The organism is Larkinella humicola (assembly GCF_008727875.1).
GTDB lineage: Bacteria > Bacteroidota > Bacteroidia > Cytophagales > Spirosomataceae > Larkinella > Larkinella humicola.
Genome location: NZ_VTWS01000003.1, coordinates 776857 through 791659 on the forward strand (window position 1 = coordinate 776857; position 14803 = coordinate 791659).

A 14803-nucleotide genomic window follows, 5' to 3' on the forward strand; every position below is an offset into this window, starting at 1 on the left:
GAAATTTGTCCTTTAAAACTTTATCAACCAGTTGATGAAAGCGTTGATTATTATTGACATGCAGGTTGGCAGTTTTAAACATGAGACGCCACGATTTGACGATTCGGGTGTTATCGATAGAATCAATAAGTTATCCAGCTATTTCAGAAAAACCGGCAAAAAAGTAATTTTTATTCAGCATGATGGCACAAGAGAAAATTCCTTTTTACCTCATTCATCCGATTGGGAAATCCTACCCACACTAACAAAATCCCCGACAGATATAACGATAGGTAAAACCGCTAATGATTCGTTTTACGAAACAAATCTAAGGAAAACACTCTCAGAGTATAGCATAACAGAATTAGTAGTTACTGGCTGTGCTACAGACTTTTGCGTTGACACAACGGTTAAATCGGCGTTAAGCAAGTATTATGATGTAATAATTGTTAAAGATGGTCATACGACAGCAAATCGTCCTCATATGGAGGCTCAGCAAGTAATAGCCTATTATAATTGGCTGTGGGAAAATATGACACCGACCAAAAACAAATTAAAGGTGATTGATTTTGACCAATTAATGCTGGAGTTACAGTAGAAACACATTTTTATAAATCTATTAAGGGTCATTTATTCTAACTTGGTGAACAGTTTTTAATAGATTACAGATTTCAAAAACCGCCCGGTTCCTGTGGAGCCGGGCGGTTTTTGGTTACTTAACTTTCAATTTTCAGAACGTGTACTTGACCTAAGCCTGCACGCCTACCTGACAGTCCCGATAATGGCCATATTCATGCCGGATTAGGTAGCCATTGGGTTTTGATTTGAGCTTTTGCAACCGGTACAAAACCGTTGGCTGAACAATCACCGACCACCTCGAATTGATTCGGTACTGCGCTCCTAATCCCACCAGAACATTCGTCGTTACTTCGTTTGATCGCGCTACCGTGAGGTCATTCGAATTCGGGTAAGGACCAACGGCTTTTCGATAATTCATGTTGAAAACGAAACCCGTTGACAGATAAGGTGATAAGGGGTTTTTGGAAGGTGAAAAATTAATGTAAGGAATTCCCCTTTTAACATTTCTTATGATTGCACGACACTGGATTACAAATCCGTTACAGAGAAGATCAAGATTTAACGGATTTACACTAAATAACCGCCGAAGTAAATGTTTATCAGCCCACTGCTTTAGCTGTTGGTAAATTGAAGTGAAACCGAATCATTCTGGAACCGTTTTAACGGTTAGGCTGGACCATGAAACCGTTAAAACGGTTCCGTTACCAGGAGATCTTTTTTCGCATTACCCACAGCTAAAGCAGTGGGCTAGCCAGAATGTGAATCCGACGGTTATTTTGTTTAAATCAATAAATCTTGATCAACAAAAAAGCCCCCGCCTGACACCAGACGAGGGCTTTTCCATTTCTTCTATTTAAAAACTTACGACGCCGTCTCCGCGACCTCCGAAGTAGCATATTCCTCCACCGGCAAACACGCACAGACCAGATTCCGGTCGCCATACGCGTTGTCGATCCGGCTGACACTCGGCCAGAATTTGCGGGCTTTCACGTACGGCAACGGGAAGGCCGCTTTTTCGCGGCTGTACGGGCGGTTCCAAGCATCGGCGATAAACACGTTGACCGTGTGGGGGGCGTTTTTGAGAACGTTGTTGGCTTTGTCGGCTTTACCTTCTTCCACCTCCCGGATTTCGGCCCGAATGCTGATCAGGGCTTCACAGAACCGGTCGAGTTCGTCTTTTGATTCGGATTCCGTCGGCTCGATCATCATCGTACCCGGTACCGGAAACGAAACCGTTGGCGCGTGAAAACCGTAGTCCATCAGTCGCTTCGCAATGTCTTCCACCTCGACACCCGCAGCTTTGAACGGCCGGCAATCGACGATCATTTCGTGGGCGCAACGACCATTTTTCCCAGTATACAAAATCGGATAATGTTCTTCCAGCTTCGCTTTTAGGTAGTTGGCGTTCAAAATAGCGGTTTTGGTCGCATTCGTCAAACCCTCCGCGCCCATCATCGCAATGTACGCGTACGAAATCGTCAGGATGCTGGCCGAACCGTACGGAGCCGCCGAAACCGCGTGAATCGCCTGCTTGCCGCCCGTTTCCACCACGGCATGACCCGGCAGGAAGGGCATCAAATGCTCAACGACCCCAATTGGCCCCATGCCCGGCCCACCACCGCCGTGCGGAATGCAGAACGTCTTGTGCAGGTTCAGGTGACAAACATCGGCGCCGATGGTCGCCGGACTCGTCAGGCCCACCTGTGCGTTCATGTTCGCGCCGTCCATGTACACCTGACCGCCGTGTTCGTGGATAATATCACAGATTTCTTTGATCGTTTCTTCAAAAACGCCGTGCGTCGATGGATAGGTCACCATCAGACACGACAGGTCGCTGCTGTACTGCTCGGCTTTCGCCCGCAGATCGGCCACGTCGATGTTGCCGCGCTCGTCACACTTCACAATCACGACTTTCATCCCGGCCATCACCGCGCTGGCGGGGTTGGTGCCGTGGGCCGACGACGGAATCAGCGACACATTGCGGTGACCATCGTTGCGGCTTTCGTGATACGCCCGAATCACCATCAAACCGGCGTATTCGCCCTGCGCCCCGGAGTTGGGTTGCAGTGAGATTCCGGCAAAACCGGTTATTTCGCTCAGCCATTTACTCAGATCATCGACCAGTTTTTGGTAGCCCATCACCTGATCTTTCGGCGCAAACGGGTGTAAACCACCGAATTCGGGCCAGGTGACCGGAATCATTTCAGCGGTTGCGTTCAATTTCATCGTGCAACTGCCGAGTGAAATCATCGAATGCACCAGCGAAAGGTCTTTTTCTTCCAGTGACTTCAAATACCGCAGCATTTGGTGCTCGGTGTGGTGTGTGTTGAACACCGGATGCGTCAGATACGCCGATTGACGGATCAGTCGCTCCGGCCAGTTGATGGCCAGGGTTTCGATGGCGGCATCCATGTCGGCGCAGATCCCGAAGACATCCAGCAACTGAACCACATCATCGACGGTTTTTACTTCATCGAACGAAACGCAGACCCGTTCGTCGTCCAGATACCGCAGGTTGATTCCCGCCGTCCGCGCCGATTTCCGCAACGATTCCACATCATCCACCTCGACCGTAACGGTATCGAAGTAATTCTGCGTCTGAATTTTATAGCCGTTCCACCGTAAAACCGTCACGAACAGCTTGGTCATGCCGTGGATGCGTTCGGCAATGGCCCGCAGCCGTTGCGGACCGTGGTAGACCGCGTAACTTCCTGCCATAACCGCCAGCAGCACCTGCGCCGTACAGATATTGGACGTCGCTTTTTCCCGGCGAATGTGTTGTTCGCGGGTTTGCAAGGCCATCCGCAGAGCTGGATTTCCTTCGGCATCAATGGAAACGCCAATAATCCGACCCGGAATCTGCCGTTTGAAAGCGTCTTTAGTCGCGAAAAAAGCCGCGTGCGGCCCACCGTAACCCATCGGAACACCAAACCGTTGTGAAGAACCCACCACGATATCCGCCCCCATTTCACCTGGAGGAGTCAACAGCGTAAGGCTCAGGAGATCAGCCGCAACGGCCACAAAAATATTCTGCTCGTGAGCCGCTGTAATGAGATCGGTATAATCAAACACCTCGCCGTCGGACGCCGGGTATTGCAGCAGCATACCGAATAAATCGTCGGACGTGATGTTTACTTTCCGGTGATCGCCCACCTGAATGGCGATGTTCAGGGGCGTGGCACGGGTTTTGATGACGTCAATGGTCTGCGGATGGCAGCTTTCCGACACAAAAAAGGTCGTAGCATTCTTTTTGGCGGCCGGGCGCTGGGCATACAGAACGTGCATGGCTTCGGCCGCAGCCGTGCCCTCATCGAGCAGCGATGCATTGGCGATTTCCATGCCGGTCAAATCGATGACGACGGTTTGGAAATTCAGCAGGGCTTCCAGCCGACCCTGGGCAATTTCGGCCTGATACGGTGTGTAGGCAGTATACCAGGCCGGATTTTCCAATATATTGCGCAGAATGACATTCGGCGTAATGGTATCGTAGTAGCCCGTGCCGATGTAGGATTTATTCAGTTTATTAAGCTGAGCGAGCTTTTTAAAATCAGCCAGAAACTGGTACTCGGATTTGGCTTCGGGCAGATCGAGCGGTTTTTCGAGCCGGATCAGGGCCGGAACCGTTTGGTCAATGAGTTCATCCACCGAATCGACTCCGATGGTTTTCAAAATGGCATTCGTTTGTGAAACATCCGAGCCGTTGTGACGGTCTTCGAAACGTTCCTGATAGTGTAGGTCGAGCTTCATTACCAGTGAAGTGTGATTGAAAGCGATTGAGATAACCGGGTTAAAGTGCGGTTGCCGAAAGCAATGACATAAATACAAAAATACAAAGAATAAATGAACCCGATTGGTTCCCACCGACGAATCCGGCCACGATTTGATTTTATCCGGTAAATGTGTAAGTTTTTAACTCTCCGGCACAAAAAAATTACGATCAACAAATAAAGCAATCTTATATTACCATCAATTTTTTCAACGAAACCCAATAGTTGTTTGTCAACAAAACCAAATTATATGAAAGTCGTTATTTTGGCGGGTGGTTTAGGAACGCGCCTGAGTGAAGAAACCGTTGTGAAACCCAAACCCATGGTGGAAATCGGCGGTATGCCCATCCTGTGGCACATCATGAAGATTTATTCCTCACACGGCTATAACGACTTTATCATCTGCCTGGGCTATAAAGGGTATCTGATTAAGGAATACTTTGCCAATTATTTCCTTCATCAGTCCGATATTACCATCGATCTGGCTACCAATTCATTGCAAGTGCATGATTCAGCCGCCGAGCCCTGGAAAATCACGCTGGTGGATACGGGAAAAGACAGCATGACCGGCGGCCGCATCAAACGGGTTCAGCGACACATTGGCAACGAACCTTTCCTGCTGACGTATGGCGATGGCGTTGGCGATGTAGACATCACGGCTTTGGTCGCCTTTCATCACCAGCACGGCAAACTATGCACCCTGACGGCGGTTCAGCCATCGGCGCGGTTTGGGGCGCTGGATGTGAGCGACGACCATACCGTCCAATCTTTTCTGGAAAAACCGAAAGGCGATGGTGCGTGGATCAACGGCGGTTTTTTTGTCTGCGAACCGGCGGTTTTCAACTACATTGAGGGCGACGATACGGTTTGGGAACGTAAACCGATGGAAACCTTGGCGGCCGAAAGACAAATGATGGCTTTTAAACACGATAGTTTCTGGAAACCGATGGACACCCTCCGCGACAAACTGGAACTGGAAACCGCCTGGAACACCGGGCAGGCAGAGTGGAAAAGCTGGTAATTTTAGCAGAACGATGACAACACTTTTTGCGGGTATCTATCAGAATAAAACCGTCCTGATTACCGGAAATACCGGTTTTAAGGGATCGTGGCTGGCATACTGGCTGCACCAGATGGGGGCCAAAGTGGTTGGCTATGCCTTGCCGGCGCCCACCACGCCGAACCACTGGGGCTTGCTCGATCTACCCGTTCCGCACCAAACCGGCGACATCCGGCATCTGGACAGCCTGCGACAAACGTTCGACCGGTATCAACCGGAGGTGGTGTTTCATCTGGCGGCTCAGTCACTGGTCCGGTATTCGTATCAGCATCCGCTCGAAACCATCGAAACGAACATCGTCGGCACGGCCCATGTGCTGGAATGCGCCCGGCAGTCGGCTTCGGTGCGGGCCGTCGTTGTCGTCACCAGCGATAAATGCTACGACAATCCGGAAGATGGAAAACCGCTCGTTGAAACTGGTCCCATGGGGGGCTACGATCCGTATAGCATGTCGAAAGGTTGCGCAGAGCTGGTGACTGCCAGTTACCGGAATTCCTTTTTCAATGTCAATCAATTCGGCAAAACGCATCAGGTTCTCGTGGCGAGTGCGCGGGCCGGGAATGTCATCGGCGGGGGCGACTGGGCCGACGACCGTCTGATCCCGGATTTGATCAAAACGACCCAAAGCGGGCAACCAGTCGTGATTCGAAACCCGGAAGCCGTTCGGCCGTGGCAGCATGTTCTGGAACCCCTTTCCGGGTATCTGCTTCTCGGTCAACGGCTTCTGGAAGGAAATACGTCGGCGGCTGGCGGCTGGAATTTCGGTCCGTTGCTGTCGGACGTTTTGCCCGTTCGGGAGATGGTTCGTCAGGCGCGAGAACAATGGGATGCGATTTCGTATCAGGAACTACCGGCCGAAACCAATCCGCACGAAGCGCATTTTCTGAGCCTTGATTGCACGAAAGCAGCGCAGCAACTGGCCTGGCGACCGGTTTGGGATACGGAAACCGCCCTGCTATACACCATAAACTGGTACAAAACGTACACAAAAAGCCAACAGATCAGTACATATTCCGACCTCGCGGCTTATGTACAACGGGCAACAGAGGCAAATTCAATCTGGGCAGTATGATTTTTACAGAAACGGCATTAACCGGTGCGTATCTCATTTCTCTGAAACCGTTTCGGGATAATCGGGGCTGGTTTGCCCGCACCTATTGCCGCCGGGATTTCGAAGCCGTCGGTCTGGCGGCCGACTGGGTGCAGATGAACCATTCGATGACGCAGCAAACCGGGGCCATTCGCGGGATGCACTACCAGAATCCGCCCCACGCCGAAATCAAGCTCGTGCGCTGCATTGCTGGTCGGGCATTTGACGTCATCATCGATTTACGGGCCGGGTCGCCGACTTTTGGACGATGGTTTGGAACGGAATTATCCGCCGAAAACCAGCAGATGCTGTATATTCCGAAAGGGTTTGCCCACGGTTTTCAAACGCTGACGGAGCATTGCGAACTGATGTATTGCCACAGCGACTATTACACGCCCGGCAGCGAAGGGGCAGTTCGTTACAACGATCCGCAGATCGGCATCGAATGGCCGCTGCCAGCCGCCGACCTGTCGGCCCGGGATGCGGCCCATCCCCTTTTAGACACTTCTTTTCACGGTTTAACTTTCTAATTCATGGAGTGCCGCTTCTGTAAAACTCCGCTGCAACACGTCTTTATCGATCTGGTGAATTCACCGGCATCCAATTCGTTCCTGACCACCGAACAGCTCAATGAACCGGAAACGTTTTATCCGTTGAAGGTTTTTACGTGCCATTCCTGTTTTCTGGTGCAGATTGACGAATACAAAAAATCTGACGCCATTTTTGATAGCGACTACGTCTATTTCTCCTCTTTTTCCACCAGTTGGCTAAACCACGCCCGGCAGTATGTCGACCGGATGACCGAACGGTTCGGGCTGGGCCACGATTCCCGGGTGATCGAAATTGCCTCGAATGACGGTTATTTGCTCCAGTATTTTGTTGAAAAAGAGATTCCAGTTTTAGGCATCGAGCCCACTACCAATACGGCGGCTGTTGCCATCGAGAAAAATATACCGACCATCACCCGTTTTTTTGGTGCTGAATTGGCACGTGAGTTGATTGCACAAGGAACGACAGCCGACTTATTGCTCGGCAATAACGTTCTGGCGCATGTGCCCGATATTGTGGATTTTGTAGCCGGTATGAAAATCGTTCTAAAACCGACGGGCGTAATCACGATGGAGTTTCCACATTTGCTGCAACTGGTCGAAAACAACCAGTTCGACACGATTTACCACGAGCATTTCTCGTATCTGTCGTTTCGAACCGTCAAACAGATTTTTGAATCGCAGGGGCTGGTGTTGTTTGATGTGGAGGAATTGCCGACGCACGGCGGTTCGTTGCGGATCTATGCCCGGCACCAAGAAGATGACCGCAAACCGGTTTCGGCCAGCGTGACGGCTCTGCTGCAAAAGGAAACCGACACTGGCCTGACCGACCTGCGTTATTACGAGAATTTTCAGCAGAAAGCCCTCCGGGTCAAGCTGGAACTCACTGATTTTCTGACCCAACAGAAACGGGCGGGTAAAACCGTTGTGGCCTACGGCGCAGCCGCCAAAGGCAATACGCTGCTAAATTACTGCGGGATCAAAAACGACCTGATCGAGTTTGTGGTCGATGCAAACCCGGCAAAACAGAACAAGTTTCTGCCCGCCAGCCACATTCCGGTGGTGCAGGAAACCGCTCTTCGCGAGCGAAAACCGGATTTTGTCCTGATCTTGCCCTGGAATCTGCGTGATGAGATTACCCAGCAACTATCGTACATCCGGGAATGGGGGGGGCAGTGTGTTGTACCGATTCCAACCCTGACAACGCTATGACGATTCTGGTCACCGGCGCCACTGGTTTTGTTGGCCAACACGTTGTGGAACACCTGCTTGCGACAGACAGCATCCGGGTGATCGCGACAGCCCGAACCGAACCGTCAGCCGGAAAAACCGCCGGGCTTTCAAAGGTTGAGTTTGTCCCGTTCGACATCAGTACCGACTGGGGCGACACAGACCTTTTTACGTATTTCGGAAAACCGGATGCCGTTATCCACCTCGCCTGGCCCGGTTTGCCCGACTACAAATCGCTGGCGCACATCGACACCTACTGGTTACAGCATTACCGGTTTTTGACCAATCTGATCACCAACGGCCTGACCAACCTGACCGTAACCGGAACCTGTCTGGAATACGGTTTGCAAAGCGGTTGTTTATCGGAAGACGCGCCAACCCAGCCGACTACGGCTTATGGATTGGCAAAGGACAGCCTGCGAAAAGCCCTCGAACTGTTTATAAAAAACCGCACCGTTTCGTTCAAATGGGTTCGGTTATTTTACATGTTCGGAAAAGGCCAGAACCCGAAGTCGTTGCTTGCGCAGGTTGAAGCAGCCGCGCTGCGGAATGAGCCGGTTTTCAACATGTCGAAAGGGGAACAGTTGCGGGACTATTTACCGGTAACGGACGTCGCCAAGATCCTTATCCAAACGTCTCTCCAGCAGCGCATTACCGGCATCGTCAATTGTTGCAGCGGCCAGCCGATTTCCGTACGGGCGCTGGTGGAACGGTTTATGCGGGAGAATCGCTATACCATGACGCTCAATCTGGGCTATTATCCGTATCCCGACTACGAGCCGCTGGCTTTCTGGGGCGATCATCGAAAACTATTAAATCTACTGTCCAATCATGACTGATCCAATTGAGGAGTTTAAAAAAGAACGTACCGAGCGCATCGCTGCCTATCCCACCCAACCCGACTTACTGGCTGCCGCTGCGGCTTTTAATCTGACCTCTAACCGGGATAAATATTCATACAATTTCACCTGGATGGGCCGCCCCATTATTCAGTATCCGCAGGACATGATCGCCATGCAGGAATTGATCTGGCAGCTCAAACCGGATCTGATCATTGAAACCGGCATCGCCCACGGTGGTTCGCTGATTTTTTATGCGTCGATCCTCGAACTCATCGGCAACGGCGAGGTGCTGGGTATCGACATCGACATCCGGGCTCACAACCGCCGGGAAATCGAAAACCACCCCATGTTTAAGCGGATCACGATGCTGGAAGGCTCGGCTATCGATGAAACACTGGCCGCTGAGGTAGCCCGGAAAGCCGAAAACAAACAAACCGTGATGGTTTGCCTCGATTCGAATCATACGCACGATCACGTCTTGCGGGAACTGGAACTGTATTCTCCGCTGGTAACGGTCGGGTCGTATCTGGTTGTTTTTGATACGATTGTGGAAGACTTGCCCGCCAACTCCTACGACCGGCCCTGGGACAAAGGCAACAACCCTAAAACCGCCGTCTGGGAGTTTTTGAAGCATAATTCAGATTTTGAAATCAACCACGAAATTGACCATAAACTCCTGATTTCGGTGGCACCGGAAGGGTATCTGAAACGGATTCGGTAGCCGTTAAAAAACGATCCGTTCATGAAAGAACATAAATACACGGTGGTTGTCCCCACCCGCGAACGCGCGGACACTTTACTGCACACGCTGCGAACCTGCGTGACCCAAAACTACGATAACCTGACGATTCTGGTTTCGGACAACTGTAGCCAGGATACGACGGAAGAAGTCGTTCGGTCGTTCAACGACCCGCGCATTCAGTATGTCAACACGGGCAAACGGCTCAGCATGTCGCACAATTGGGAATTTGCCTTGTCGCATGTTCGGGAAGGGTATGTCACCTTTCTGGGGGATGACGACGGCCTGCTGCCCGACGCCGTGCAGGACGTCAATGTGCTTTTTAATGAAACCGGCTTGCAGGCCGTCAACATGAATCCCGCGCCAGATTTCTATTTCTGGCCTTCTTATTTTAACAAGAAACAGGCTAACATGCTGAAAGTTAGCTTTCAGAGCGGTTTTGTAATTAAAGAGGGAAAGGCAGTTTTGCGGAAAGTTCTCCAATGCCGGGAAGACTATTTGCCATTGCCTTTTGTCTATAGTTCCTTCGTTAACATGACGGCAATCGAGCCGATTCAACGAAAAACCGGTGCGTTTTTCCGGTCGCAAATACCGGACGTTTATTCCGGTATTGCCCTGGCCAATCAGGTGGGCGCGTACGTTTATTCGAAAAAACGGTTGCGGATCTCCGGGGCGTCGTCGCACAGCACGGGCATGTCACAGTTTAACTACGACGCCAACAAAAAGGCGATGGACAAATTTGCCAGCGAACCCAATATTCCGTTTCATCCGGCCTTGCAATATTGCCCATCCTACACCTATCTGATCGCCGAGAGCTTTCTACAATCCTTTGACGCCGGGTTGAATCCGGACGAAAAAGCGGCTTTTAACTGGATGCCTTTTATCGAAACCGCCATCAAGGAAGCCAATACGAAGTTTCATAATCAGCGTGACAACATTCTGAACGTCACGCGGTATATCGCCGAAACCAATCACCTTGACCGTGAACGGGTTGAGAAGCTCATCCATGGCTCGACCAGCCGCCTGAACAATATTATCCCTTACGATCTGAAACGCTATTCGTATCCGTTTCTGTTGATCAATGCCGCTACCTACGGCGTGGAAAACATTTTCGATGCCTGCCAACTTCATCGAACCATCACCGACAATCCGAGCCGGTTTTGGTTGAAAAGTACCACCTGGAAAGATATGTCCCGGATGGTTTTTGGCGAACTTGCCGACCGCTATGCCTCAGCCTGACCGATTCTGCCTATGAAAGTACTGTTCATTCTGGACAACTATTATCCGCACATTGGCGGAGCAGAGTTGTTGTTTCAGCGCCTGGCCGAAGGGCTGGTCCGGCGGGGCATGACGGTGACGGTTCTGGTGCCTAAAAATTACCCGGACTATCTGGATCAAGAAACCCACAATGGCGTTCAGATTATCCGGCAAAAGGTGCCTTCCTTCGCGCAGCGTTACTTTTTTATGGTCCTGGCTATTTTCCGGGCCATTCGTCTGGCCAAACACCACGACATTATCCAGACGGCAACGTATAACGCCATTGTACCCGCCTGGATTGCCAGTAAACTGAGCGGCAAAAAAGCAATTCTGACGGTTTACGAAGTGTGGGACACCAAATGGTATACGCTGAGCGGCCAATCGCGCTGGAAAGCCAGCCTGTTCCGCCTGTTCGAACGGATGCTTTTGACCTTTCCGTTTAATCGCGTGGTCTGTATTTCGGATAGTACGCTGCGGGATTACGTTCGTCTGTTTCCGTCGGCTCCCGTATCCCGGATTTACCCCGGCGTCGATTATGACGATTTTGAGAAAAACCGGCTCAGTGACGAGCAACGGGCGGTTTTTCGCGCTGAAAAAGGCTATAGCTCCGACGATTTTCTGGTGGTTGGATTCGGTCGGCCCGGCATTTCCAAAGGGTTCGATTATTTGGTCAATGCGGTTCCGCAGGTGCTGAAGACACAAGCCAACGTCCGGTTTTTGTTCATCTGGCCGTCAGCACCGAATTTTATTTCCCTGCGCGACTCGCTCGTCCAACGGCTCGACAGCTTTCAGGCTGGCAAATCGGTGCGGATTCTCGACAAACAATCACGGACCGATTTGCTGCATTACATCCAGGCCGCCGACTGTGTGGTGGTTCCGTCGCTGGCCGAAGGATTTGGGTATGCCGCCGTGGAAGCTTGCATGCTGAGCCGCAGCGTGGTGTCTACCACGGCCGGTTCCATTCCGGAAGTCATCAGCGGGCATTACCGGCTGGTTCCTCCGGCCGACAGCAACGCGCTGGCTGACGCCATTACCGACATGGTTCATCACCGCAGCAACTACGCACCACCCCGCTATTTTGAAAACGAAACGATGATCGACCGGTATGAGGCCTTGCTCCGGACCGAAACCGGCCTAACCAACCGCTAATCCGTCTCCTCACTCATTGATCCGGTAAATTTCAACCGAGCCTAATTTATCGACGAGTTTAAGGCAACGCGTTTCGACAGCTTGTGGCGTCCGGTCAAAAACAAAGTATTTGGTGTTGAGCTTCTTAAGTCGTGGTGAACACGGATCGAGCGCGACCTGATACCCATCTTCAAAGGTATTTTGGATCACAATGGAATCCCGCCCGTCGATGTAGGTGCTGTAAACCGTGTGTGCATACCGATTGTAGGCGGAATCACGCTTCGCCGTCGGGTCCAGCACCCGCATGGTTTTAAAATCCGGCAGGTATTTAATCCCACTCAACTGATTGACACCGGTTGCGGTAACCAGATACGTGATGTACTGGCTCCCCAAAACCACCCAGCGAGCCGTAGGGTCCTGCTCGTGAATGGCCCGAATTTTCTGGTAGAGAATGTGTTGCGTTAGGGGCGCGGTTCCTTTAGAAACCGGGTTGATGCCCAGATTAGGGAGCGAAAACAGAACCAGAACCAGCCCGATCACCACTTCTTTATACCGGAAGGTGCTGACGGGCAACATCAGAAAGTTTAAGGCCAGAAAGAACGCCGTTGGCAAAAAGAGCTGGTGTGCTTTGTAGAAACCGTCGGAATCGTTCAGGTTAAGCCAGGCGGCATACACCATGAATGCAACGACGCCCACTACCAGCAAACCGCTGATCAGCGGTTTCAGGGCAATCTTTTTGTCCTGAATGTACCCCAGATACAGCACCGCCAACACCACATTTCCGATACCAAACGGGATTTGCGTGCGTCGGGTCGGGCTCATATCCATCAGCGTTAGTTTGGCGAGTCCTGCCGGATAACCCACCTCGATCCAGAGCCAGAGCAACACGACGTAGAGCAGAACCAGCGTCAAAAGCGGGTCGATTTTGCGGAATGTTACAAAATAGAAACCCATACAAACCGCAATAACCGGTGTGAAAGTTACAAAGTGGGAAAGTTCACAAATGTTCAGCCAGCCCTTCGGAAACCGCTGATCGTCCAGCAGCCAGCCGGCATAATATTCGGAAAACCAGTTGGCAATGAAGCCCGTTCCGCCGGTTTCGCTCCTTTTCCCGGGATAAACCGTCTGCGACATCACGTCGATGGTGGCTTTCGCTTCCACATAATACTGGTACAAAACGAAGCCAATCAGCGCGAATGCAAGGGCAAACGTGACGGCTTTACTGCCCAGTTGGGAGAACAGTTGCTCCCGGCGAAAATTACTGGCGACAAATCCGATGAGAATAAAAACCAGCAGGTAACCAATCGATACCTGGTAGGGCGGATACAAATTGAGCGCGTAGGCAACCAAGGACCAGGCAAACAGCAAACCGGCCCAAAGCAGCGTACTTCGTTTTTGAGCATAAAACAGATAAAGCGACGAAATTAACAGCAATCCGCCGGATATCATGCTGGTTAGCAGAGAGAACGACCACCAGGCAAAGCCCGGTGAAAGCAAAAGCCAGATGGCGCCACAGACCGAAACCCAGAAATTATTGCGGGTAAGAATCAGGAAAAGCAAAGTTGTTACGATCAGGCTCCCCAGCAACATGAAATTCCAGCGCCAGGACAGGCCAAAATCCGTGCTGATGAAAAAGCCCCAGTAGTCGGGCCGAAAGAGCATGATAAAATGCTTAACCGGCAGATACAAAACCAGGGCCGGTTTTTCGCCCCCGATTGCCATGTTCTCAACCGGATAGTTCTGATTAGCCTGCGAGAGCGTAAACGGCACCATGGCCGCCCACTCGTCCATGCGAATGGGGCGGGGCTTGCCGGAAATCAAACCCCGTTTGGGATCAGACCCATCCGGAATAACCTGATTCCAATACGGCAAGGAGGAGTAATGAATTTTAGCCAGCGTCAGCAGCAGAAAGAGACCGATACAAACACCGATAAACCATTTTAACCGCTTGTTAAAATCGATGAGCTGACCAGTTTTTTCAGGGCGTACCGGAGACGGTTTTTCGGACGAAACCGCCGATCGGCTGACCGGTGAATCGGACTTTGCCGGTTGGGAGATACTTTTGGGTGGGGTAGGTTGTACTGATGCCGGTATTTTTTTCTTTTTTGACATAACTGCCGTTCTATTTTTTTAAGCGCTGCAACTACAAGTGGATCTAAAAACTCGGGATCGATTCGACAATTACGGCAAATTTGTTTGGCTTTCGTTCGCCATCACTAATTTATCCGGGACTTGTAAATCCGTTACTTCTTTTTTTAAAATGGCCACTTCCTGCGTTAATTCTTTGATGGAATTTTGCAGTTTGGAGTTAACCACCGACAAGTGTACCAGGAAACAGATGATGGCAAAAATAGCCGTTAAAAAAATAAGAGAGGGTGGATAAAAAACCCCTAATAACCGGGAAATCTGGGTCAATCCATCCCGCCAGGCTGCAAAGACAAGCAAGATGATTGCGCAAACAATCCAGATGAAGGAATATTCTTCGCGCAATTTTCCTCTAACGATAAGCCGGGCGATGAAGGCCAGGAAGATTAAGGTGCCAATCAGACTGAAAACCTGAATAGTGATGGGTAAGGATTCCATA

General features: G+C 50.9%; 13 protein-coding genes. 9 read left to right on the top strand and 4 right to left on the bottom strand.

Translation table 11 applies throughout. From position 1 onward, the window contains the following. Positions 1 to 34: 34 nt before the first annotated feature. Positions 35 to 577 carry a cysteine hydrolase family protein gene (locus F0P93_RS15375; protein WP_150877340.1) on the top strand — a complete coding sequence of 181 codons (543 nt, stop codon included), beginning with the start codon at positions 35 to 37 and terminating at the stop codon, positions 575 to 577. Positions 578 to 727: 150 nt separating this feature from the next. Here F0P93_RS15375 and F0P93_RS15380 read toward each other — a convergent pair whose 3' ends face one another. Further along, entirely contained in the window at positions 728 to 976 is a 249-nt protein-coding gene (locus F0P93_RS15380; protein WP_150877342.1) for a hypothetical protein, read from the bottom strand. 443 nt (positions 977 to 1419) lie between these two features. Further along, a complete protein-coding gene (gcvP, locus tag F0P93_RS15385) occupies positions 1420 to 4305 on the bottom strand; it encodes an aminomethyl-transferring glycine dehydrogenase (protein ID WP_150877344.1) in 2886 nt (961 codons plus the stop codon). 270 nt (positions 4306 to 4575) lie between these two features. Between gcvP and rfbF the strand changes: the two genes are divergently transcribed. From rfbF to F0P93_RS15425, 8 genes are read left to right on the top strand one after another with little or no spacing between them, the layout of a single operon-like run. Next, positions 4576 to 5346, top strand: a complete 771-nt coding sequence (gene rfbF / locus F0P93_RS15390) for a glucose-1-phosphate cytidylyltransferase (RefSeq protein WP_150877346.1) — start codon at positions 4576 to 4578, stop codon at positions 5344 to 5346. Positions 5347 to 5359: 13 nt separating this feature from the next. Then, positions 5360 to 6457 carry a CDP-glucose 4,6-dehydratase gene (rfbG, locus tag F0P93_RS15395; RefSeq protein WP_150877348.1) on the top strand — a complete coding sequence of 366 codons (1098 nt, stop codon included), beginning with the start codon at positions 5360 to 5362 and terminating at the stop codon, positions 6455 to 6457. Then, positions 6454 to 7005 carry a dTDP-4-dehydrorhamnose 3,5-epimerase gene (gene rfbC, locus F0P93_RS15400; protein WP_150877350.1) on the top strand — a complete coding sequence of 184 codons (552 nt, stop codon included), beginning with the start codon at positions 6454 to 6456 and terminating at the stop codon, positions 7003 to 7005. The genes rfbG and rfbC overlap by 4 nt, the downstream gene beginning before the upstream one ends. Positions 7006 to 7008: 3 nt before the next feature. Further along, positions 7009 to 8235 (top strand): class I SAM-dependent methyltransferase, encoded by a 1227-nt coding sequence (locus F0P93_RS15405; protein ID WP_150877352.1) that lies wholly within the window; start codon positions 7009 to 7011, stop codon positions 8233 to 8235. Next, positions 8232 to 9092 (top strand): NAD-dependent epimerase/dehydratase family protein, encoded by an 861-nt coding sequence (locus F0P93_RS15410; protein ID WP_150877354.1) that lies wholly within the window; start codon positions 8232 to 8234, stop codon positions 9090 to 9092. Before F0P93_RS15405 ends, F0P93_RS15410 begins: the two co-directional genes overlap by 4 nt. After that, a complete protein-coding gene (locus F0P93_RS15415; protein WP_150877356.1) occupies positions 9085 to 9816 on the top strand; it encodes a cephalosporin hydroxylase family protein in 732 nt (243 codons plus the stop codon). Before F0P93_RS15410 ends, F0P93_RS15415 begins: the two co-directional genes overlap by 8 nt. 21 nt (positions 9817 to 9837) lie before the next feature. Further along, positions 9838 to 11073: a glycosyltransferase family A protein gene (locus F0P93_RS15420; RefSeq protein WP_150877358.1), complete on the top strand. Its 1236-nt coding sequence runs from the start codon at positions 9838 to 9840 to the stop codon at positions 11071 to 11073. 12 nt (positions 11074 to 11085) lie between these two features. After that, positions 11086 to 12240 (top strand): glycosyltransferase family 4 protein, encoded by a 1155-nt coding sequence (locus tag F0P93_RS15425; protein ID WP_150877360.1) that lies wholly within the window; start codon positions 11086 to 11088, stop codon positions 12238 to 12240. A gap of 9 nt (positions 12241 to 12249) precedes the next feature. Here the strand turns inward: F0P93_RS15425 and F0P93_RS15430 are convergent, their stop codons facing one another. Beyond that, the gene (locus F0P93_RS15430) at positions 12250 to 14331 is read right to left on the bottom strand and encodes a DUF7657 domain-containing protein (protein WP_150877362.1); all 2082 of its coding nucleotides are present in this window, start codon (positions 14329 to 14331) and stop codon (positions 12250 to 12252) included. Positions 14332 to 14400: 69 nt separating this feature from the next. After that, a complete protein-coding gene (locus F0P93_RS15435) occupies positions 14401 to 14802 on the bottom strand; it encodes a DUF2304 domain-containing protein (RefSeq protein ID WP_150877364.1) in 402 nt (133 codons plus the stop codon). Between the last annotated feature and the right edge of the window lies 1 nt (position 14803).